The following is a 19,931-nucleotide window of genomic DNA, read 5'->3' on the forward strand; positions in this document are numbered from 1 at the left end:
TTGCTCGTCATTCTGGTGATTTGTTTGAAATACTGATTATGCAAGTTTAGCGGACATTGACGCTGGTGTCCGATGACCACGGTCAAGCAATGCGCTAACCTTGGCCCTACTTTTTCTGTTTGTGAAGCCGGAAGTGAGAAAACCTATGTCAGAAACCCCTTCCCTGGGAATCATTGAAGGTTTCTATGGCCCTTTATGGAGCTGGAAGGAGCGCCGGCAGTTGGTTCAGGCTCTGGCGCCCCACGGTTATCAACACTATTGGTATGCCCCCAAGGCAGACCCCTTTCTCCGGCGCCGCTGGAGCGAGCCGCATCCAGACTTGCAGGCAAACGAGCTGTCTGACTTTGCCCGGTTCTGTAACGAACAGGGTGTGGCATTCAGTGTTGGCCTGAGCCCGTTCGAGGTTTTCAACAACTTCAATGACGCGGCAAAAAAAGCGCTGACGGAAAAACTGGCGGCTTTTGACCGCATGGGAATCAAGGGGCTGGCGATCCTGTTTGATGACATGAAAAGCGACACGCCGGACCTGGCAGTCCGCCAGGCGGATATCATTCACTGGGTCGCTGAGCGAAGCGGTGCCGATCAACTGACAGTGTGCCCCAGTTATTATTCCGATGACCCGGTACTGGACCGGGTGTTTGGTCAGCGCCCTGCGCATTACCTCGAGGAGCTGGGCAAATCCCTGGACCCGTCGGTGCAGGTGTTCTGGACCGGCGAGGAAGTGTGTTCGCGGGAAATCTCACCGGGCCACTTGCGTCGTGTTGCCGGGCAGCTTGGGCGTAAGCCGGTACTGTGGGACAACTACCCGGTGAATGATGGTGACCGAATGTCCCGCCACCTCCACCTGCGGGCGTTCACTGGCCGGCCTGCGGCTAATAGTCAATATCTTGCTGGCCATGCCATCAATCCGGCCTTGCAGCCAACGCTTACAACCATTCCCGCCATTACACTGGCCCGCTGCTATCAGTTGGGGTCGGATTACCAGTATGGCCAGGCGTTCCGCCAGGCCGCGGTAGAGTTGTTGGGGGAAGATCTCGCCCGGCAGGTGGCTGCGGATCTTCTGGTATTGCAGGACACAGGGCTGCGCCGGATCAGTGATGAGCGCCGCCAGCAGCTAACCGAATGCTATCGCCGGTTTGATCACCCGGCAGCCACGGAAATCCTGAAGTGGCTGGCCGGGGAATACCAGGTCACTGACGAGATGGTGCAGACTCAGTAACCTCGGCTTTGCCGGTCTTGATCATGGCATAGCCAAACCCGATCACCAGTGAGCCAATGGCAATGGCGGCTATGTAGGGCAGCACTGTGCTAACGGCATTGGGTATGGCGAGGACAAACAGGCCGCCGTGGGGTGCCATCAGCTTGACTGCAAACAGCATGGACAGGGCCCCGGTGATGGCGCCACCCACCATACACACCGGAATTACCCGCAGTGGATCCTTGGCCATAAACGGAATCGCGCCCTCGGATATGAAACACAGCCCCAGTACAAACGACGCCCGTCCGGCCTGCCGCTCGGCTTCGGCAAACTTGGCGCGGGCGACAAAACTGGCCACGCCCATGCCGATGGCCGGAACCATGCCGGCAGCCATAATGGCAGCCATGGGGGCCGAACCACCGCTGCCTTCCGACAGCAGGCCGACACCAAAGGTGTAGGCGGCCTTGTTCACCGGCCCGCCCAGGTCGAAGCACATCATTGCCCCCAGGATGCCCCCAAGCAGGATGGCGTTGGTGGTGCCCATGCCCTCCAGGAAACTGGTCAGCGCGTTCATCAACGCCGCAGCAGGCTCCCCGATTACGTAGATCATGCCCAGGCCTGTCACCAGGCTGGCCAGCAGTGGGATGATCAGGATCGGTTTGAGGGATTCGATGCTTTCCGGCATCGGCAGTTTCTGGCTGATAAAGCGGGCCACATAACCAGCCAGGAAGCCGGCGATGATGCCACCGAGGAAGCCCGCGCCCAGAGTCCCGGCCAGATAGCCGCCAATCATGCCCGGCGCCAGGCCAGGCCGGTCTGCAATGGACCAGGCAATATAGCCGGCCAGCAACGGGATCATCAGCTGGAACGCGGTTCCGCCACCAATCTGCATCAATGCCGCTGCCAGAGTGCCTTCCTCTTCAAAGGCATCAATGCCGAAAACGAACGACAGGGCAATCAGCAGCCCACCTGCCACCACCATGGGAAGCATGAACGAAACGCCGGTAAGCAGGTGCTTGTAGGGGCCGCGCTTTTCACCACCTCCCGAGGCAGTCGATCTCTTCTGCCCTCCCTCAACGGTGGCGTTCGTCAATGCCTCGTCGATTGTTGGCCCGGGCTTTTTCAGGGCGTTGCCAGTGGACGTGCGCCACAGCCGTTTACCCGCAAACCGGCTGGGATCCACTTCAATATCGCAGGCCAGTATTACCACGTCAGCAGCTTCGATCTCCTCGGCAGTCAAGGGATCCTGGGCGCCTACGGAACCCTGGGTTTCCACGCGTATCTTGTGGCCCGCTGAGGTAGCCGCGCCGGAAAGGGCCTCTGCCGCCATAAAGGTGTGGGCAACACCGGTCGGGCAGGCTGTAACCGCAACAATACGTTTACCGGCGGAATCTGTTTCAGCGGGCTCCGCCTCTGATACTTCGGAGGCAACATAGGGCTCGGCCAGGTTGTCAGCCTGCTCCAGCACTCTTGCCGGATCTGGCAGAGCGGCCGTGACCGGAATCTGATGAAGGCGTTTGCCTTCATAGGCACTCAGGTCCGTCGGTGTTCCGGTTGCCGCAATCACCAGATCAGCGGAAGCGATGACGTCGTCAGAGAGAGGTGCAGGTTGCTGCTGCGGATTGCGAATATCCGTGAAGGTCTCCCAACCTTTCTGCTGCGCGGCCCGTTCCAGGGCCCGAGCCGCGAGGAAGCTGGTGGCTACGCCCTGGGGGCAGGCGGTAACGATGATGAGTTTCATAATGGCATCTCCCCGTTGTTGTTGTGCCCGGGCCAGGGGGTGACGCGGGTTTTCTGGATCAGTTGGGTGAAGTCCGGAGCCTGCGGGTCGCCAACGCCAATATGGCGTACGCATTCCGCAGAGAGCGCAGTGGCAGTGGACAGAATCTCTTCAGGATGGTGTTTTTCAAGTAGTCCGTGGATCATCCCGGCCAGCAGTGTATCGCCGGCACAGACTGTGCTGGTGACAGGTACGGGTGGCGGCAAGGCCTGCCAGTTGCCATAGGGGGATAGCCAGAGCACGCCTTTCTCGCCCATGGAAACCACAACATTGGCAATGCCGGTATCCTGTAATGAGCGTGCGGCTCTGGCGACGGCTTCCAGGCTAACGAGCGGTTGACCAGCCCACTCGGCCAGCTCATCCACATTGGGTTTGATACCGTCAGGCACAGCCTGAAGCCCATCGTTCAGGGCCACGCCACTGGTGTCCAGCCAGACCGGAAGGTTGGCTGCCCGGATCATGGTGATCAGATCAGCCAGGGCGAAGGGGGGGAACCCACCAGGCAGGCTGCCGGCAATGGCAACGGCGTCGTATTCTCTCAGCGACTCGCCAAGATGGCGTTTAAGGCGGCCCAGTGCATCGGAGGGCGCATTGAAGCCGGGGCCGTTCAGGTCCGTTACACGGCCGCCGTCTTCAGCGATCTTCACATTAATGCGATTCTGGCCGGGTACACGCACGAAACGATCTTCAAGAATTTCCGATGCAAAAAGACGTTCGAAGGGCGCTGCGTTGATTTCGCCCAGCAGCCCCGACACCGTCACGGTATGGCCAAGGCGCGATAGCACACAGCCGAGATTGATGCCTTTGCCGGCGGCATCCAGGCGCGTTGTCCGGGAGCGGTTCACAGAACCCAGACTGACCGAGCCGGTTTCAACGTTCAGGTCCAGAGCCGGATTAAGAGTAATGGTGAGTACGCGGGCCATTACAGGGCCTCCAGGGCGTCACGCACCTCGCCGGCGGTGGCCTTGCCAAGTGCAAGCGTTGCCTGGCTGCGGGCATGCTCCCGGTTTAACCCGCGAATACAGGCTTTCACCAGTGGTACCCTCCTGCTGGTCACTGACAACTCGTCCACGTCCAGGCCCAGCAATACCGGAATTGCCTGTGGGTCCGAAGCCAGCTCACCGCACACACCCACCCAGCGATGATGGGCGTGGGCAGCTTCCACCGTCATGCGGATCAATTGCAGCACCGAGGGGTGCAGGCCATCGGATTGCGCAGACAACTGGCCATGGCCACGGTCGATCGCGAGGGTGTACTGGGTCAGGTCATTGGTGCCCACGGAGAAGAAATCCACTTCCGGCGCCAGGGTGTGGGCCAGTAGAGCGCAGGAGGGCACTTCAATCATCACGCCTACCTGCAGGCCCTGACAGGGAACTTCAGCGCGGACACGCTCAACGATGGCCTTGGCGGCGCGGAACTCTTCCAGGTCCTTGACCATGGGAAACATGATTCGCAACGGTCGGTTGTCCGCCGCGATCAGCAGGGCCCGGATCTGGGTTTCCAGGATCTCTGGCCGGGTCAGCGACAGGCGAATGCCCCGCAGTCCCAGAAAGGGATTGTCCTCGTGGGGCAGAGGCCAATAGTCCAGGGGTTTGTCACCCCCGACATCGAGGGTGCGCGCGACCAGCGGCAGGCCCTTGAGGGCGTCGAAGGCGTGGCGATATTCCGTTACCTGGGTGTCCAGATCAGGTGCTTCCGGATGTTCCATGAAAATGAACTCGGTGCGCAGCAGACCAATACCATCGGCACCTCGATCCACGGCATCCGGGGTGTGAGCGGTGTTGCCCAGGTTGGCGCATACTTCGATAGTATGGCCATCGGTGGTGGTGGCCGGTTCGTTGCGGCATTCGTGGGCCTGCGCCTGCAGACGGGCAAGCTGGTTCAGGCGGCGGTTAACCCTTTCACGGCGTTCGGGGCCGGGGTTTGGCACCAGGCAGCCACGCTCGCCGTCAACCACCAGCTCCGTGCCATCGGTGATGGTCAGTACGCGATTGCCAGCACCGACCACAGCAGGCAGACCCAGTGCGCGAGCCAGAATGGCACTGTGGGAGGTGGCGCCGCCTCGGGCAGTCACCAGACCGCGAACGCGCTTGGTATCGAGCCTGGCAACATCGGAAGGGCCAAGGTCATCTGCCACTAACACATAGGGCTCATCCGGGGGCGTGGGCATGGCCACACCGCAGAGATTGGCCAGCACACGACGACCCACATCCCGAAGATCGGCTGCCCGTTCGGCAAGGAGCCGGTCTGCCAGCGCTTCCTGGGCGCGGGCAGCGGTATCAATCGCCCGCCACCAGCCGGCTTCGGCGGAGGCGCCTTCGTTGATGGCTTCCAAGGCAGCCTGGTAGAGGTCGTCGTCCTGCAGCATCTCCACATGCACCGACAGAATTGGCGCCACCTCACCGCCTTCGGCCTTGCGAATCAATGTTCGTAGTTGCCCATCAGCGTCGTCGATAGCCCTGCCCAGACGACTGATCTGTTCATCAGCATCACTGGCGCTTGCGGGATAATCCAGGGTGGGCTGGCGCATCACGAAGGCAGGCGCGAGCGCCAGGCCCGGAGAGGCTGCGACGGCTCGCAGGGCCTCGTCATCAGCCAGCGGTTCCGGGGCGGGTTCCGATGGCTCTGGCTGGCTCTCCTGATTGCGCAAGGGAGACACTGTTTCCCCGAGCCCTTCAGTCACGGCCTGACAAACCGCTCTCACGGCCTGCTCTGCCTCATCCCCGGTAGCAGAGACTATCAGGGTCTGACCACGGCGTGCGCCGAGACCGATAATGCGCGTGAGGCTGATGGCGGAAACGGAATTGCCGTCGCCTTCTTCCAGGCGGATGCGGATATCGGCTTTGTGCAGCCGGGCTTCCTGGACCAGTTGTTTGGCGGGACGAGCGTGAAGGCCGTGGGTGTTCAGAAGCCGCACCCGATCACTGACTGCATTGGCCTGCTCGCCCGAAAGCCGCGAGAGCACGGCATCCGCGGACTGGCTTTCCAGCGGAATGTTCTGGGCCAGGAAGTTATCGATGCGCTCCAGCAGTTCCCGGCAGTCGTCGCCCTGTCCGGAGAGGCAGAAAACGCCCGCCAGCTCATCGGTAGGCTCTTTGGGTGTGGCCAGTGCAAGTGCCGGACGGTGGCTGCCGATGCTGTGGTGAACCAGCCAGAAGCCCTGGCCAAGACCGACGGGTGGCTGGCTGACGATTTCCTTCATGAACGCGGAGTCCACACAGCCAAGACCCTGTAGTCGGGCGGCGGCACTCATGGCCAACTCGCTAGTGGCCTTTGTGTTCACGCCAAGGCAGAGCGTCTGGGCATCACATTTCGGAACCGCGGGTTCCCTGGATAGCAGGGTGACAAGCGAGCCGGTGTCGTCAGCTTCGGCGAGTTTCCTGGAAAGGCCCGGCTTTTCCAGCACGCGGGTCAGGTGGCACAGTATATCCAGGTGTTCGTCAGACTGGGCGGCAATGGCCACCAGAACATACACGGTCGCGTTGTCGTGCCAGGTAATCCCAGCGGGAAACTGCAACACCCGAATGCCGGTATTGATAACCGCTACGCGGCTCTCCGGTGTGCCATGCGGAATGGCAATTCCGTTTCCGAGTACGGTGGAGGATTGCTGCTCCCTTGCAAGCATGCCGGCGTGGTAATCGGGCCTGGTCCTGCCTGCTTCCTGCAGGTCCCGGCTTGCCTGTTCCAGGGCGTCCTGCCAGTCAGTGGCGGTGCAGCCCAGGCGGATATCGTTGGTTGTAAGCGTCAGCATTCGGTAAGGCCTCGCTTTGTTTTTGTGTGAGGCTGGCATCGACATCCGTGGGTTGTCGTTGCCAGGGAATTCGGAGTTGCTGAATCGTGTCAGCAAGCTTAGAATGAATCATGAAACAGATCTGATCAGAAATCAAGCAATCTGTGGCCAGGAGGAATTCGCCCCCATGACACTTGCAGAACTCGCCCGCCTGGCAGGCGTTTCCCGAACCACGGCCAGCTATGTCATTAATGGCCAGGGCCCGGCCCGCAGAATCAAGCAACAGACCATCGACAAGGTTCTGGAAGTCGCGCAGAATCATCATTTCCAGATTGATGCCCAGGCCGCGGCCCTCCGTGGTGGGGCAAGCCGCACCCTCGGATTTATCCTGCCGGACCTGGAAAACGCCAGTTACGCCCGCCTTGCCAAGCTGCTGGAGCAGGGCGCCCGCGCCCGGGGTTACCAGTTGTTGATCGCCGGCTCCGGGGACGATCCGGATACCGAGAAAGAACTGGCACGTTCCCTGAAAGCCAGGCGATGCGATGCCCTGATTGTCGCCAGCGCCCTGGCTCCGGATGACCCCTTCTATAAGGCATTGCAGCAGGATGACTTGCCGGTGATTGCGGTGGACCGGGCCCAGTCGCCGGGTGTGATTAATTGTGTGGTCAGTGATAATCGCAAGGGGGCGGCTGTACTGACCCGTTCCGTACTGGAGCCGGGTATTACGTCAGTGGTGTGGCTTGACGCCGTGCCGGCACTGGCGATGACCCGCGAGCGCCGCCAGGGCTTTGAAGACGTGGTGCAAAGCCGCGACGGAAACTGGGCGGTCTACAGCGGCGATCATTACGACCGGGCGTCCGGCGCCGGCCTGATGCGGCAGGTGCTGGATGAGCAGGGCCTGCCGGATGCGCTGATTACCGCCTCCTACACCCTTCTTCAGGGCGTTCTTGACGTTCTGCTGGAGCAATCGGGAGGCTTGCCGGAGTCGCTTCGAATGGCTACCTTCGGAGATGACCGGTTGCTCGATTTCCTGCCGGTCAGGGTTCACTCATTACCACAGAAACATCAGGCCATTGCTGAAGCAACGCTGGACCGGGCGCTGGCCGCAATCGCAGGGCAGAATGACCCGGAAACGATCGTTATCAACCGATCGCTGAAACGGCGCCGCTGAGCGGATGGCCGGGGAGAGTCCCATGGCACAGGTCGAACTCAATGGAAAAACCATTGAATGCATGCGCGGTGACATTACTCAACAGGGTGATGTCGAGGCAGTGGTCAACGCCGCAAACGCACAGCTGATGCCCGGTGGTGGTGTTGCCGGAGCGCTCCATTCAGCAGCGGGCCCCGGGCTGGCGAAGGAGTGCGGCCCCATGGCGCCGATTCGGCCCGGGGAGGCTGTTATCTCTGGCGCCCATAACCTGCCGAACCAATTCGTCATTCATTGCCTTGGCCCGGTGTACGGCGTTGATGAGCCGTCTGACCACTGGCTTGCGGAATGCTATCGCAATGCGCTGGAACTGGCTGACAGCAAAGGCATCGAGTCCATTGCCTTTCCCGCGATATCGGCTGGCGCTTTTGGCTATCCGGTGGAAGCCGCGGCCGAGGTGGCCCTGGTCACGGTAAAGCAGGTTATCACGCGGCTGGAAAACATAAAGCGGGTACGCTTCGTGCTATTCAGTGCTTCCGATGAACAGGTCTTTTGTAGCCGCCTGTTATCGACCATTGAGTAATAAGCAGTTTTTCGGGCAGCGCCTACACTGGATAGGTTCGAATCCATCTGTCCGGGAGTGCCGTCTTGTCTCGATTGCGTACCTTGCTGCTGACCACCGTTGCCATGACAGCCTTCGCTGGCAACTCACTGCTTTGCCGCGCGGCGTTGCGTGATACCGATATCGACGCTGCTACGTTTACCAGTGTCCGCCTGGTGTCCGGTGCGTTAATGCTGTGGCTGTTGCTCAGCCTCCGTGGCAATCGGGCACCAATGAAACAGGGCTCCTGGGGCTCCGCACTGGCTCTGTTTGCCTATGCCGCTACCTTCTCCTACGCCTATGGTGGTCTCTCCGCGGCCATGGGGGCCCTGCTGCTGTTCGGTGCAGTCCAGGCCACCATGATCAGTATCGGAATTATTCGTGGCGACCGCCCGCATCTTTGGCAGTGGGGCGGTTTTGTCGTCGCTTTTTCCGGTTTGGTGGGGCTGTTGCTGCCCGGCCTTACCGCGCCCCCGCTGTTCAGCTCCCTGTTGATGATCAGTGCCGGTGTCGCCTGGGGTGTGTATTCACTGCGGGCGAAAGGAGCGGGTGAGCCCACGGCCGTCACCACCGGGAACTTTATTCGCGCCGTGCCCATGGCGTTGGTGCTGAGTTTCGTGATGATGGCCAGTGCCACCATTGATGTGGCGGGGATGGGCTATGCGGTTGCCTCCGGTGCGATTGCCTCCGGCATGGGCTACGCCATCTGGTACATGGCGCTGCCACTGCTGCAGGCGACCTCGGCGGCGACCGTTCAGCTCAGTGTACCGGTCATCGCTGCAATCGGTGGTGTATTGTTACTGAGTGAGCCGCTGACTCTGCGCCTGGTCGTTGCCGGTATCGCCATCCTTGGCGGCATCGCTATTGTGATCCGGGCAGGGCAGAAGAAGGCAGCCTGAACGCCAGGCCTGCCGGGTGCTCAATCACAGGAAATCTCGGCGGCGTTGCGGAACTGTTCCATTATGGCATCGCGATGGCGCTCGCTGTCCAGGTACTCCTCCGGCAGTGGCTGCAGGAAGTACAGGAAATCGCCTTTTCCCCGATGAGTCTCCAGCAGGCTGTTCAGATTGTCACCGGAGCGCCAGAACACCGGGCTGACAACGACAACATCAAGATCCGGGCGTTTCTTTTCCAGCACCGCCACCATGCCGAGGCGATCTTCCGAATGGAAAGTGCCGGTCAGGTGAATAACCTGATGATCAGGATTCTCCGCCAGCGCCCGGATGACCTGGTCAGCCATGGTATTGTCCCGCAGAAGCTGGGCCTTATAACTGTTCTCCAGGCGTTTGCTGTTATCGGTCTGGCCATGGCCTCCGCCAAGCGTGTCGAAGAACTTCTTGCGATAGGCGTCGGTGTCCGTGAAGGGAGCATCGGGTAACTGCTGGCGTTGCCCGGTACTGAGCGTGTCGAGATAGGCCTCTCCCGCGCGGCCGATGCATCGCACGACATCTGCCGGTGCGTTGGCGGCAATCACAGGAATATTGCGGTGTTTCGAGAATTCAATCAGGGGCCGGTAGGAGGCCTTGTAATTGGGCCATGCGTTCGCGTCTGCAATCAGCTCCTCCTCTCCTGATTGTCCGGCGAGATAGTCATCCAGTTCGGGCTGATCGGTGAGGGTAAATTGTTCCATGCTCAATATCTGCTGAGATCGTTGCTGATAAAGCGCAGACTGCACAAGTGATTGCAATAAGTGTGCGCCATGGTGACCGTGGTACTCGCCGATAACCACCACATCCGCAGGCGCCAGCTCATCTGCCAGTTGGTTGATGGAGAGCAACCTTCCGTTGCTGTCAGCGATGATAGAATCGTACTGGGATTGCGGCGGTACCGGGTTTGAATTGCTTTCGGGCAGTGAAGCGCAGCCTGTGAATAACAGGCAGGCGAGCATCGTGAGGGTGTTAGGATAGTTCGTCATAGTTATCTATACGATCACGAAACCCGGTTGGCTGTCAGTCTTTTGTTTTACTGGTTCATTGTTCGGGATGTGAAATGCCCCACCGCGCCTATCTGTTCTCCCTCCGCCTTGCCCACGCATTCCGCGAGGCGTGTATCGATGAGCGTTATACGGCCCGGCGCCTTGGCCGTGATGTCATGGCAGGAGTTACGGTCGGGATCATTGCCATTCCACTGGCCATGGCGCTGGCCATCGCCAGTGGCGTCCCGCCCCAGTATGGGCTTTATACTGCCTTCATAGCGGGCTTTGTGATAGCGCTGACCGGTGGCAGCCGTTTCAGTATTTCCGGCCCTACCGCTGCTTTTGTCGTGATTCTCTATCCCATTGCCCAGACCTATGGCCTTGGCGGGCTGCTGCTGGCCTCGTTAATGTCCGGGGTGTTGCTGCTGGTAATGGCGTTCATGCGCCTGGGCCGGTTCATCGAATACATTCCTGAGGCGGTCACGCTTGGTTTTACCGGTGGCATAGCTGTGGTGATTGCCACCCTGCAGGTGAAGGACTTCTTCGGGCTGAGTATCGAACAGGTGCCGGAGCATTACTGGGACAAGCTGGCAGCTGTGGGTCAGGCTTTGCCGGGGCTGGATGCCATGACGACCATGGTGGCCATAGCCACACTGGCGGTCATGTTGCTGTGGCCCCGGCTGAGAACACCGGTGCCACCGCACCTGCCGGCGGTTATCGTTGGCAGCTTCCTGGCGGTGGCGCTCAATGCCAATGGAGCTGTGATAGAAACCATCGGCTCCCGGTTCAGTTACCTGCTGGCGGACGGTTCGATTGGTGCCGGCATTCCCCCTTTCCTGCCGGAATTTGCCTGGCCCTGGAACCGTCCGGACGCCAGTGGCGAGCCGCTGGGCATAAGCTGGACCATGGTTCGGGATCTGTTGCCCGCGGCTTTTGCCATCGCCATGCTCGGTGCCATCGAGTCACTGCTTTGCGCCGTGGTGCTGGATGGCATGACCGGCAAGCGCCACAGCGCCAACAGTGAACTGCTGGGGCAGGGCATCGGTAACGTCATTACGCCGTTCTTCGGTGGCATTACAGCAACTGCCGCCATTGCCCGTTCCGCTGCCAACTACCGGGCGGGGGCGGAATCGCCGGTTTCAGCCATGGTTCATGCCCTGGTGGTTCTGCTGGCCCTGGTCTCGCTGGCACCCCTGCTCGCTTATCTGCCGATGTCGGCCATGGCGGCATTGCTGATCATGGTGGCGTGGAACATGAGTGAAGCCCCGAAGTCACTTCACCTGCTGAAAACCGCCCCGCGCAGCGACATACTGGTGTTTTTGACCTGTTTTTCGCTGACGGTATTGCTGGATATGGTGATAGCCATCACCACCGGGATTTTGCTGGCGGCGGTGCTGTTTATGCGGGAAATGGCCCAGATGACCCGGGTGACAGACATTACCGACAGCAAGCGAATGGCCGGGGCCAATCTGCCCGAGGGTTGGCAGGTGTTCAAAGTCAATGGCCCGCTGTTTTTCGCCGCGGCCGACCGGGTTTTCGGGGAGCTGGCGCAACTGTCAGAAAGCGCCCGCGGCTTCATTCTGTACATGGATGGGGTGACGATTCTGGATGCCGGTGGGCTGTCTGCACTGAACAAGCTGATCAGTACCTGTAGGGCCGATGGCACCCAGGTTGTCATTGCAGACCTGCAATTCCAGCCGCTACGCACGCTGGCGAGAGCGGGCGTAAAACCGGAGGAAGGCGTGGTTCGGTTCTATCCGACCCTGGATGAAGCAGTGAGAGCTGAAAGCCGGCCCGCCACTACATAGGCCAGTGCAACTGCAGATTTCCACCACCAAAGGCGGCTTTGTGAAGGTAAAAGGTAGGAGCCAGGGTCAGAATGGCGTTTTCCTTACGGGACAGCAGAATTTCAAAAGGTAATGAAAATTTACCGGTAAAACCGTGGTGGTCTTCGTCGTCACTTTTTGAATAGGACTGCTCTATGTCCGGAACGCTCAGGTAAATCTCTGGCCGCAGGGTAACGGCCGGGGCCAGTGGCAGGCTGAAATGCCCCGACAGGGTGGGTTCACTGCGGCGCACGTCGGCGATTTCATCCAGGTTGCGCCCCGTGTACCCCTGTTCGCTGAGGTAGAAATAATGCAGTCCGACGCCGGGGCGCAGGCGGTGATTTTCATAGATGGCTTCCGCTTCAATCCCGACATGGTCGCGGCTGGTGGCTATGCTGCCAGCAAGCTCATCCAGGTCGTAATCCCGGCGGGTGTGTTCTGCGCTCAGTGTCATTCGAAGATTCCAGTAGCCGCTGCGGCGTTGATGGGTGAGCGCACCCCTGACGGTTTCATTTTCTACCACCAGGCTTTCCTCCCGACTATCGAATGTAGACGGTGGTGAATAGGTAATAGAGGCGGTGGTGACATTCTGCGGCTGTTCGCCAGGCCGGTGCCACTGGACGAAGAAGCTCTGGGCCGGGTCCACAAAGGCATCGTCGCTGCGGGTTTTGGCGTTGAAGTAGAGGTCGGGCAGTATCCAGCTGCCGTGGAGCCAGGATTCGTCGTCAAAGGTGTGCCGTCCACTGAGGTACACATCGGAACGGGATTTATCGGCAAATACATCGCCCTGCAGCCACACTTCGGTGGCATCGGTCAGTTGATGGCGAAACCCCACGAGTTGGCGATCAAAACTGCCATCAAAGTCTTCACTGCGCTGAATGTCCAGCAGGAATCCCTGCCGATCCTCGTTGAAGCCAAAGTCCTGGCGGAATCGAAAATCCAGATACAGGCGCCGGCTTCCAACGCTGCCGCCCGTTCCTCGTATGCCGTTTCCATTTGCGGAAGGCGTCGGTTCGCTATGCTCGAAAGTCAGCTCGTGTAGATAGCGTTCAACGTTGGCCACTTCCTCTGCGCCGGATACAACGGCCTGTTGGCGCCAGGGCTGTGGCAGGTGGTTGAGGTCGGTGACAGCTGCCGAGGTCGCTGGTAACAGGATAACGATGCCGAGCACGGTCTTCAGAGTGCTGCGCATGCGTTGTCCCCGCATAAGTGCCCGGTGCTGAACCATTTTGTCCTTACCTGCCGTGTTGTTTAGGCTATGCTACTGACATTTCCGGGTTGTAACAAAGGATCGTCATGCTGCCGTTTCGTTTCGTTGATCGTGTGAAATTCATTGTAGAACGCCAACTCGTCAAAGGCGCCGGTTTTCAGTTGCTGGTGGTGGGCGTCTTCATCGGGATGATTTCCCTGATTGGCGGCCTTCTGGTGATCCCGTTCGGCGGGCCATTCGAGGATGTGGGAGATGCTATCTGGTGGGCCTTCCTGCGGCTGACAGACCCGGGCTACCTGGGGGACGATGCGGGCAACTGGCAACGGCTGGTGTCCACCATCCTGACCATCAGCGGTTACGTGGTGTTCATGGGTACCCTGGTGGCGATCCTGACCCGCTGGCTGATCGCCAAGATGTCCGACCTGGAGCGGGGGCTGACTCCCGTTACCCTTAGAAATCATGTTGTGGTGCTTGGCTGGACCAGCCAGACGCTGCCATTGCTGGGAGAGTTGCTGGGGTCTTCCGGGCGTATGCGCCGCTTCCTCGAGAAACACGAGACCAAGCGGCTGCGGCTGGTCGTCCTGTCCGAGACCGCGTCGGCAGAGCAGGTCCATGAGTTGCGCAATGAGCCCGGTATCGGTCGCCGCGCACGCCAGATCATTCTTCGCTCCGGTGCTGCCATTCAGCCCGATGCCCTGCAGCGGGTGGCCTGCCTTGATGCAGCGGTGGTCATCGTGCCCAGTGCGGCACACGAGGCTGGAAGCCTGGTGACATCAGATGTGGAAACCGTAAAAGCACTGTTGTCCATTGCCGCCCAGGCCCGCCATCTGGGCACAGCGCTGCCGTTCGTGGTTGCGGAGATTCAGGACATACGCAAGCACCCGGTGATCGAGCGAGCCTATCCGGGTGCCCTCGAAGTGGTCGCCGGCGATGCCACCATCAGTCGGTTGATGGTGCAGAACATTCTTCATCCCGGATTGTCGGAAATTTACAACGAGCTGCTCACCGCCGGCGCGGGCAACGAGATCTACGTTCGTGGTGGTGAAACCATGACCGGGCTGACGCTTGCCGAAGTAGCATCGCAACGGCCGCAGGTGATCGTGCTCGGCATCCTGAAGCCTGAAGGTAGTGGCTGGGCGGTAAAGATGCCGGCCGCATCGGATACAGTGATTGATTACAGTGACCGGGTGGTCATGCTGGCCCGGGACTATGCCGAGACCGAGCCCGAGCTTAAGGCGAAACCCATGCCGGTTATTGACCGCCAGTCGCCTGTTGCCCGTCCCCCGACATTGGCTGATCGCGTCCACAGGGTGCTGGTACTGGGCTGGAATCGCCGGGTGCCAAGCCTGATTGGAGAATTTGCCAGTTATCAGCAAATGCGGTTTGAGGTGGATGTGGTTTCCGTGGTTCCGGCGGGGGAGCGACAGCAGGAAATTGACCGCTACCTGGGAGAACAGCGGAAAGTGATTTGCCGCCATGTGGAGGCGGATTACATGGTGGAGGGTGAGCTCCGGCGGGTCGGCCCGCTGAATTATGACTCCATCCTGCTGGTCAGCAGTGACCGCCTGGCCTCGGGCGAGGAAGCCGATGCCCGTGCCATGGTGGGCTATCTGCAACTCGAGGACCTGCTCAGCGAGGGTGGGCAGCGCCCGCAGCTGATTATGGAACTGAGTGATCCGGATAACCGCCACCTGTTAACCGGGCACCAAAGTGAAATGATGATCAGTTCAATGATTGTCAGCCATGTGTTGGCACAGGTAGCGCTGCGCCGGGAGTTAAGGGTGGTGATGGATGAACTTTTCACCGTTGGCGGTGCAGAGATACAGTTCCGCGATCCTCACGACTACCCGCTTCCGGCCAGTGCTGATTTTCAGGTGTTGGAAAAAATCGTGGCCGGGGGAGGAGACGTCGCTCTGGGTCTGTGGCGCCATAATCCGGACAATCATGGCCATCACGTGACATTGAACCTTTCCCGCGATGAATATCTCGACCTGCAGCCCGGCGACAGACTGGTAGTGCTTTGTACGTCGTGACAGCTGGCGTTTATCCACGGTTCTCCGGGTCTGATTCTGCGTGTTCCAGGCGTTTTCCGAACCACTGTCCAAGCTGTGCATAGCCCATCACGGTAATGAGCGGGAAAAGGCACGCCAGCGCAATCATCCCGAAACCGTCAAGCAGGGGATCACGCCCGGGAATTGCCGTGGCCAGGCCGATTCCCAGAGCAGCGATAATCGGGACGGTAATGGTGGATGTAGTCACACCTCCCGTATCGAAAGCCAGGGGAACGATATAGCGGGGTGTTGTCAGAGCCTGCACAATCACGATTGCGTAGGCGCCGAGAATGAATCCCGACAGGGGCAGACCCGTAATAATTCGGAATGTGCCCAGGGTGATGCCCAGAGCCATGCCAAAGGCGACCGCCATCCGCAGCCTGAACGGGTCGATACGCCCGGCAGACACCTCATGGGCCTTGATGGACACCGCAATCAGGGCCGGTTCGGCGATCGTGGTTGCGGCGCCGATACTGAAGGCAAACAGGTAGATCCAGTAATAGTCGCTCCAGCCGCGGGTATCTGATCCGGCCAGCTCCGGCAGAAAATCCTCGGTAATCAGCTGTTCTGCCATCAGGGTTCCCAGGGGAAACAATGCCCGATCCAGACCCACCAGAAAAAGACTGAGCCCAACCCAGACAAACACGAAACCCGTCAATATCTGCGGCGCCCGGCTGAGCCTTTTACGCAAAGCCAGGAATTGAAAGCCGAATACAATCAATGCAATGGGCAGGATGTCCAGCGCGGTTCCCCCGAAATGCGCGAGAATAGAGGTTTGCTTATCCATAGCCGAAGCTCGCAATGCCGAATAACAGTACAAATACAATGGGCATAACAGACGAGAAGGCAATCAGTCCGAAGCCATCCAACAAGGGGCTTCTGCCCTGGATAGTGCTGGCCAGGCCAACGCCGACGGCGGTCAGCAAAGGGACAGTTATCGTGGAGGTCGTAACGCCGCCGGAATCGAAGGCAATACCCACGATCTCCGGAGGGGCAATAACCAACAGCAGCAAGGCTATCGAGTAGAGGCCGATTACCAGCAGGTGTAGCGGCCATCCCTTGATAATGCGCAGGATGCCGACCACAACGGCAATCCCGACGGCAACAGCCACCACCAGTCGCAGGGACAGCTGGAAGCGTTTGATGTCAATAGACTCGGTGGCTATGAGGCCGGCCTCTGCGACAGCATTGGCGGCTTTTCCTGACACCGCGAGCAAGGCGGGTTCGGCAAAGGTGGAACCAACACCCAGACAGAAACCGAACGTCAGCAAAAGCGGAGCAGAACCACGGCTGACAAACGCCTTGGCGAGGCCCTCACCCATGGGAAACAGGCCCATCTCGAGACCTTTGATAAACAGCGTAAGGCCTGCAATGACAAAAACGAGCCCGGTGAGCAGGTCCTCCAGGTCCAGGTGATCGGGTAGTGGCTGGCGAATGACAGCCAGCTGGAAAAAAGCAACCACTAGAATGACCGGCAGCAGGTCTTTGACGCTGCTTCGGAGGCTCAAGACAAAGTTTCGGATTCTATGGGCCATAAATCATCGCCGCTCGGCCCTTCAGCTTCCGTCGTGAGGGACTTTCTGCGCCAGCAGGTCAATGTGGTCCGAGAGGCCTATCGCCTGCTCGACATCCAGTACTATCGCTATGCCCGTGCTCAGGCTTTCATCCAGCTTGCCCGCCTTGCGAACAGCAGCCATCACCGTGTCAATGCGTCGCGCTTCGACCAGAATCAGCAATACATCCCGGGGGCTGAGAATTTCCAGACCGAAAATGCCGATGGTTTTCTTCAGGCCCTGGCCCCGGGCATTGGTGATGATGGTGGCGCCGGTCGCCCCGGCGCTGCGGGAGGCATCCAGTACTTTGTCGGTCTTGTCTTCATCGACAAAGGCCATCAGCAGTTTGAAGTCCATAACCTTCTCCTTTCCCTCCCCTTGCTGGGGCGTGTCTTACTCGACCTGTTCGAGCAGGACGGCCATGATGTCATCCATGGTCACGAAGCCCAGCAGTTCATTGTCATCAAGCACCAGAATGCGTTTGACCTTGTGGTCGGTCATAAGCCCGGCGACCTGCCGCACTCCCAGGCTTTTGCCAACGGCTATGGCCGGTTTGGCGCAGGCGTCGTAGACATTGAGCAGGTCTATATCGCCTTCTTCCGCGACTACGGTCTTGAGCACATTGGTGTAGGTAATCAGGCCATAGGCGTCGTGGGGGTTCTGCTTTTCCACCACCAGGGATTTGACGTGGTTTTTTTTCATCAGGCTCAGCGCTTCGCGCAGCGTGGCGAAGGGTGAAACGCAGATCACATCGGTGATCATCACATCTTTGACCAATTTCATTGCCGTTATCTCCTTAAAGGCTGTCTTTCAGGTGCTGCTCGAATTTGTGGACCTGGGACATATCAATGCCGCCCAGATGTTCAAGGGGCACCGTAAATACCACGCCCCGGGAATCGTTTTCCTTGGGCCTCAGGGTGCGCTGAATCGCCTTGAGAATTTCCAGCGACAGGCCCTTTTCCAGCACCATGAGCAGCACGCTCTGGCTGCCATCGTAAGTGAGGCCGAAAAAGGTTTTTTTGGACGTGTTGCTGATGCCGCGCCCGGACATCACGGTAATGCCCCCTGCGCCGAGCTCCCTGGCTTCATCAATGCATTCCTGTTCCTGGTCTTCAGGAACGATGGCGACAAGTGCTGAGAATTTCATGATTTCACCTCTCTGCGATCCGCAAGCCATTGCACGGCAATGGCGTAGGTCATGACGGTAACAATAGGAAATATGGACGCGAAGGCAATCAGCCCGAATCCATCGATGAGTACACTGCGGCCTTCAATATTGGTGGCAAGGCCGATGCCAAGAGCGGTTACCAGTGGGACTGTTACTTCAGAGGTGGTCACACCACCCAGGTCATAGGCAAGGGCAACGATGTATCTTGGTGCCAGTGCCGTCAGCAGGATAACGACGGTGTAGCCGCCGATAATGTAGTAATGCATGGAACCACCCACAATGATGCGATGGACGCCGATACTGATGCCAATGGCAACACCGAGCGCAACCAGCAGGCGAATCGCATTGCCATCCAGCCTTCCCGATGCCGCTTCCTCCGCCTGCTTTCCTATGGCAATCAACGCCGGTTCCGCCATGGTGGTGGCAAAGCCGATCATGAAAGCGAACAGGTAGATGAACGCAAAGTTTTCACGCCCGATCAGCTGCTCCGCCATGCTGGTTCCAATCGGAAACAGCCCCAGTTTGAGACCCACAACAAATGCGTAGAGCCCGAAAATGACGAGCAGAAAGCCGAACACTATTTTGGGCGGGTTAGTAAGGCCCCTGCGCAGAACCATGTATTGGAAGAACAGTATGGTGAGAATGATCGGCAGTACATCGCGGAACATCTCCGCCAGTTCCAGCAGCATTTTCAGGGGTCCGAATGCCGCGCCGGACTGATCTGACACGGCCATGTCCAGACTTGCGTCCGGCGCCGTGCCGCTGTAGACGACAACTCCGTATATCTGCACTGTGACCATTGGTACCATCACCGCGAGAGCAACCAGCCCGAAGCCATCCATCAGCGGATTGCGCCCACGAATGGACGCTGCCAGGCCGATGCCCAGGGCCGCAATCAGCGGAACGGTGACAATGTTGGTGGTCACGCCCCCCGAGTCGTAGGCAAGCCCGACGATCTCTTCCGGCGCGAACCAGGTCACGATCACCACGGTGGCGTAGCCAATGATCATGAACCAGTGCAGCGGGTAACCCATGATGGTGCGGAACACCCCCAGTGCCACCACGAAACCGACGGAGACCGCCACCAGCAGTCGCAGTGTCAGTGCATCAATGCGGCCTCCACTGATCTCCTGAGCCTGTTGGGCCACAGCTATGAGAGCGGGTTCAGCGACAACGGCAGAGAATCCGATTGCAAATCCGAAACTGAGGAGTATGGGTAGCGAACCGCGACGTGCGAACTGGTTGGACAGGCTTTTGCCGACCGGGAAGATGCTGAGCTCCAGCCCCTGCAGGAACAGAGCCACACCGACAGCCACGATCAGCAGGCCGATGGCCATGCTGAGGGCATTTTCTGGCACCTGCTGTAAGATCGCCAGCTGGAAAAACAGCACGACCACCACGATAGGCAGCAAATTTTTCAGCGCATGCATTAAGGCGTGGCCGAACGCTTGTAGATATAACACCAGGACCTCTTGTGCGAAGCGGATTGGTCAGGATTGAGCATGGTCAATTTCTCAAAGAATAGCATCCGCTCGAATTGAAGGTATGATCCTGCTCAGTTTTTACTGTCATTTCATGTCGATACCTTGCATGCAGTGGAGGCAGACAGGTGACACGACTAATATTCATTCAAAAAATGCTGAAAATAGATAATATAAATTTCAATTATAAAAACAAACCCACTAAAGTATCCGGCAATGTCAGCGGTCTGATTATTTTTTGAACGGACGCTGGCTCGTTGAAGTAGCAATC

At 59.0% G+C, this 19,931-nt stretch carries 17 protein-coding genes; 6 read left to right on the forward strand and 11 right to left on the reverse strand.

What is annotated here, in order from left to right; genetic code table 11:
• The first annotated feature begins 145 nt into the window (after positions 1–145).
• Complete coding sequence (locus M8010_RS04475; protein ID WP_250089212.1) at positions 146–1,219, forward strand: beta-N-acetylglucosaminidase domain-containing protein; 1,074 nt, start codon at positions 146–148, stop codon at positions 1,217–1,219.
• On the opposite strand, the gene M8010_RS04480 is transcribed toward M8010_RS04475, so the two are convergent.
• From M8010_RS04480 to ptsP, 3 genes are read right to left on the reverse strand one after another with little or no spacing between them, the layout of a single operon-like run.
• A complete protein-coding gene (locus M8010_RS04480; RefSeq protein WP_250089214.1) occupies positions 1,191–2,939 on the reverse strand; it encodes a PTS fructose-like transporter subunit IIB in 1,749 nt (582 codons plus the stop codon). The genes M8010_RS04475 and M8010_RS04480 overlap by 29 nt on opposite strands.
• Positions 2,936–3,901 carry a 1-phosphofructokinase gene (gene pfkB, locus M8010_RS04485; protein ID WP_250089215.1) on the reverse strand — a complete coding sequence of 322 codons (966 nt, stop codon included), beginning with the start codon at positions 3,899–3,901 and terminating at the stop codon, positions 2,936–2,938. The genes M8010_RS04480 and pfkB overlap by 4 nt, the downstream gene beginning before the upstream one ends.
• Entirely contained in the window at positions 3,901–6,729 is a 2,829-nt protein-coding gene (gene ptsP, locus M8010_RS04490) for a phosphoenolpyruvate--protein phosphotransferase (RefSeq protein ID WP_250089216.1), read from the reverse strand. Before ptsP ends, pfkB begins: the two co-directional genes overlap by 1 nt.
• 166 nt (positions 6,730–6,895) lie before the next feature.
• Here ptsP and cra point away from each other — a divergent pair, with 166 nt between their 5' ends.
• From cra to M8010_RS04505, 3 genes are all read left to right on the forward strand, one after another.
• Complete coding sequence (gene cra, locus M8010_RS04495) at positions 6,896–7,879, forward strand: catabolite repressor/activator (protein ID WP_250089217.1); 984 nt, start codon at positions 6,896–6,898, stop codon at positions 7,877–7,879.
• Positions 7,880–7,901: 22 nt separating this feature from the next.
• Positions 7,902–8,438: a macro domain-containing protein gene (locus tag M8010_RS04500; protein ID WP_250089218.1), complete on the forward strand. Its 537-nt coding sequence runs from the start codon at positions 7,902–7,904 to the stop codon at positions 8,436–8,438.
• A gap of 104 nt (positions 8,439–8,542) precedes the next feature.
• Positions 8,543–9,355: a DMT family transporter gene (locus tag M8010_RS04505; protein ID WP_250090117.1), complete on the forward strand. Its 813-nt coding sequence runs from the start codon at positions 8,543–8,545 to the stop codon at positions 9,353–9,355.
• A 20-nt stretch (positions 9,356–9,375) separates the two neighbouring features.
• On the opposite strand, the gene M8010_RS04510 is transcribed toward M8010_RS04505, so the two are convergent.
• Positions 9,376–10,371 (reverse strand): ChaN family lipoprotein, encoded by a 996-nt coding sequence (locus tag M8010_RS04510; RefSeq protein ID WP_250089219.1) that lies wholly within the window; start codon positions 10,369–10,371, stop codon positions 9,376–9,378.
• Between the two features lie 74 nt (positions 10,372–10,445).
• Between M8010_RS04510 and dauA the strand changes: the two genes are divergently transcribed.
• Positions 10,446–12,179 carry a C4-dicarboxylic acid transporter DauA gene (gene dauA, locus M8010_RS04515; protein WP_250089221.1) on the forward strand — a complete coding sequence of 578 codons (1,734 nt, stop codon included), beginning with the start codon at positions 10,446–10,448 and terminating at the stop codon, positions 12,177–12,179.
• Here dauA and M8010_RS04520 read toward each other — a convergent pair.
• Positions 12,172–13,389, reverse strand: a complete 1,218-nt coding sequence (locus tag M8010_RS04520; protein WP_250089222.1) for a hypothetical protein — start codon at positions 13,387–13,389, stop codon at positions 12,172–12,174. The two genes, dauA and M8010_RS04520, sit on opposite strands and share 8 nt — an antisense overlap.
• A 104-nt stretch (positions 13,390–13,493) precedes the next feature.
• Between M8010_RS04520 and M8010_RS04525 the strand changes: the two genes are divergently transcribed.
• Positions 13,494–15,440 (forward strand): CASTOR/POLLUX-related putative ion channel, encoded by a 1,947-nt coding sequence (locus tag M8010_RS04525; RefSeq protein ID WP_250089225.1) that lies wholly within the window; start codon positions 13,494–13,496, stop codon positions 15,438–15,440.
• Positions 15,441–15,450: 10 nt separating this feature from the next.
• Here the strand turns inward: M8010_RS04525 and M8010_RS04530 are convergent, their stop codons facing one another.
• Genes M8010_RS04530 through M8010_RS04555 form a run of 6 tightly spaced genes read right to left on the reverse strand, consistent with a single transcriptional unit; the run spans position 15,451 to position 19,609 of the window.
• The gene (locus M8010_RS04530; RefSeq protein WP_250089227.1) at positions 15,451–16,245 is read right to left on the reverse strand and encodes a DUF1538 domain-containing protein; all 795 of its coding nucleotides are present in this window, start codon (positions 16,243–16,245) and stop codon (positions 15,451–15,453) included.
• On the reverse strand, positions 16,238–16,993 hold the full coding sequence (locus M8010_RS04535; protein ID WP_250089228.1) for a DUF1538 domain-containing protein: 756 nt from the start codon (positions 16,991–16,993) through the stop codon (positions 16,238–16,240). The genes M8010_RS04530 and M8010_RS04535 overlap by 8 nt, the downstream gene beginning before the upstream one ends.
• 21 nt (positions 16,994–17,014) lie before the next feature.
• Positions 17,015–17,368, reverse strand: coding sequence for a P-II family nitrogen regulator (locus M8010_RS04540; RefSeq protein WP_250089229.1), 354 nt, complete (start codon positions 17,366–17,368; stop codon positions 17,015–17,017).
• 36 nt (positions 17,369–17,404) lie between these two features.
• Positions 17,405–17,794, reverse strand: coding sequence for a CBS domain-containing protein (locus M8010_RS04545; RefSeq protein WP_250089231.1), 390 nt, complete (start codon positions 17,792–17,794; stop codon positions 17,405–17,407).
• A 13-nt stretch (positions 17,795–17,807) separates the two neighbouring features.
• Complete coding sequence (locus M8010_RS04550; RefSeq protein ID WP_250089232.1) at positions 17,808–18,158, reverse strand: P-II family nitrogen regulator; 351 nt, start codon at positions 18,156–18,158, stop codon at positions 17,808–17,810.
• Positions 18,155–19,609, reverse strand: a complete 1,455-nt coding sequence (locus M8010_RS04555) for a DUF1538 domain-containing protein (RefSeq protein ID WP_250089233.1) — start codon at positions 19,607–19,609, stop codon at positions 18,155–18,157. The genes M8010_RS04550 and M8010_RS04555 overlap by 4 nt, the downstream gene beginning before the upstream one ends.
• Positions 19,610–19,931: the final 322 nt, after the last annotated feature.

The organism is Marinobacter sp. ATCH36, assembly GCF_023555055.1.
Lineage (GTDB): Bacteria > Pseudomonadota > Gammaproteobacteria > Pseudomonadales > Oleiphilaceae > Marinobacter.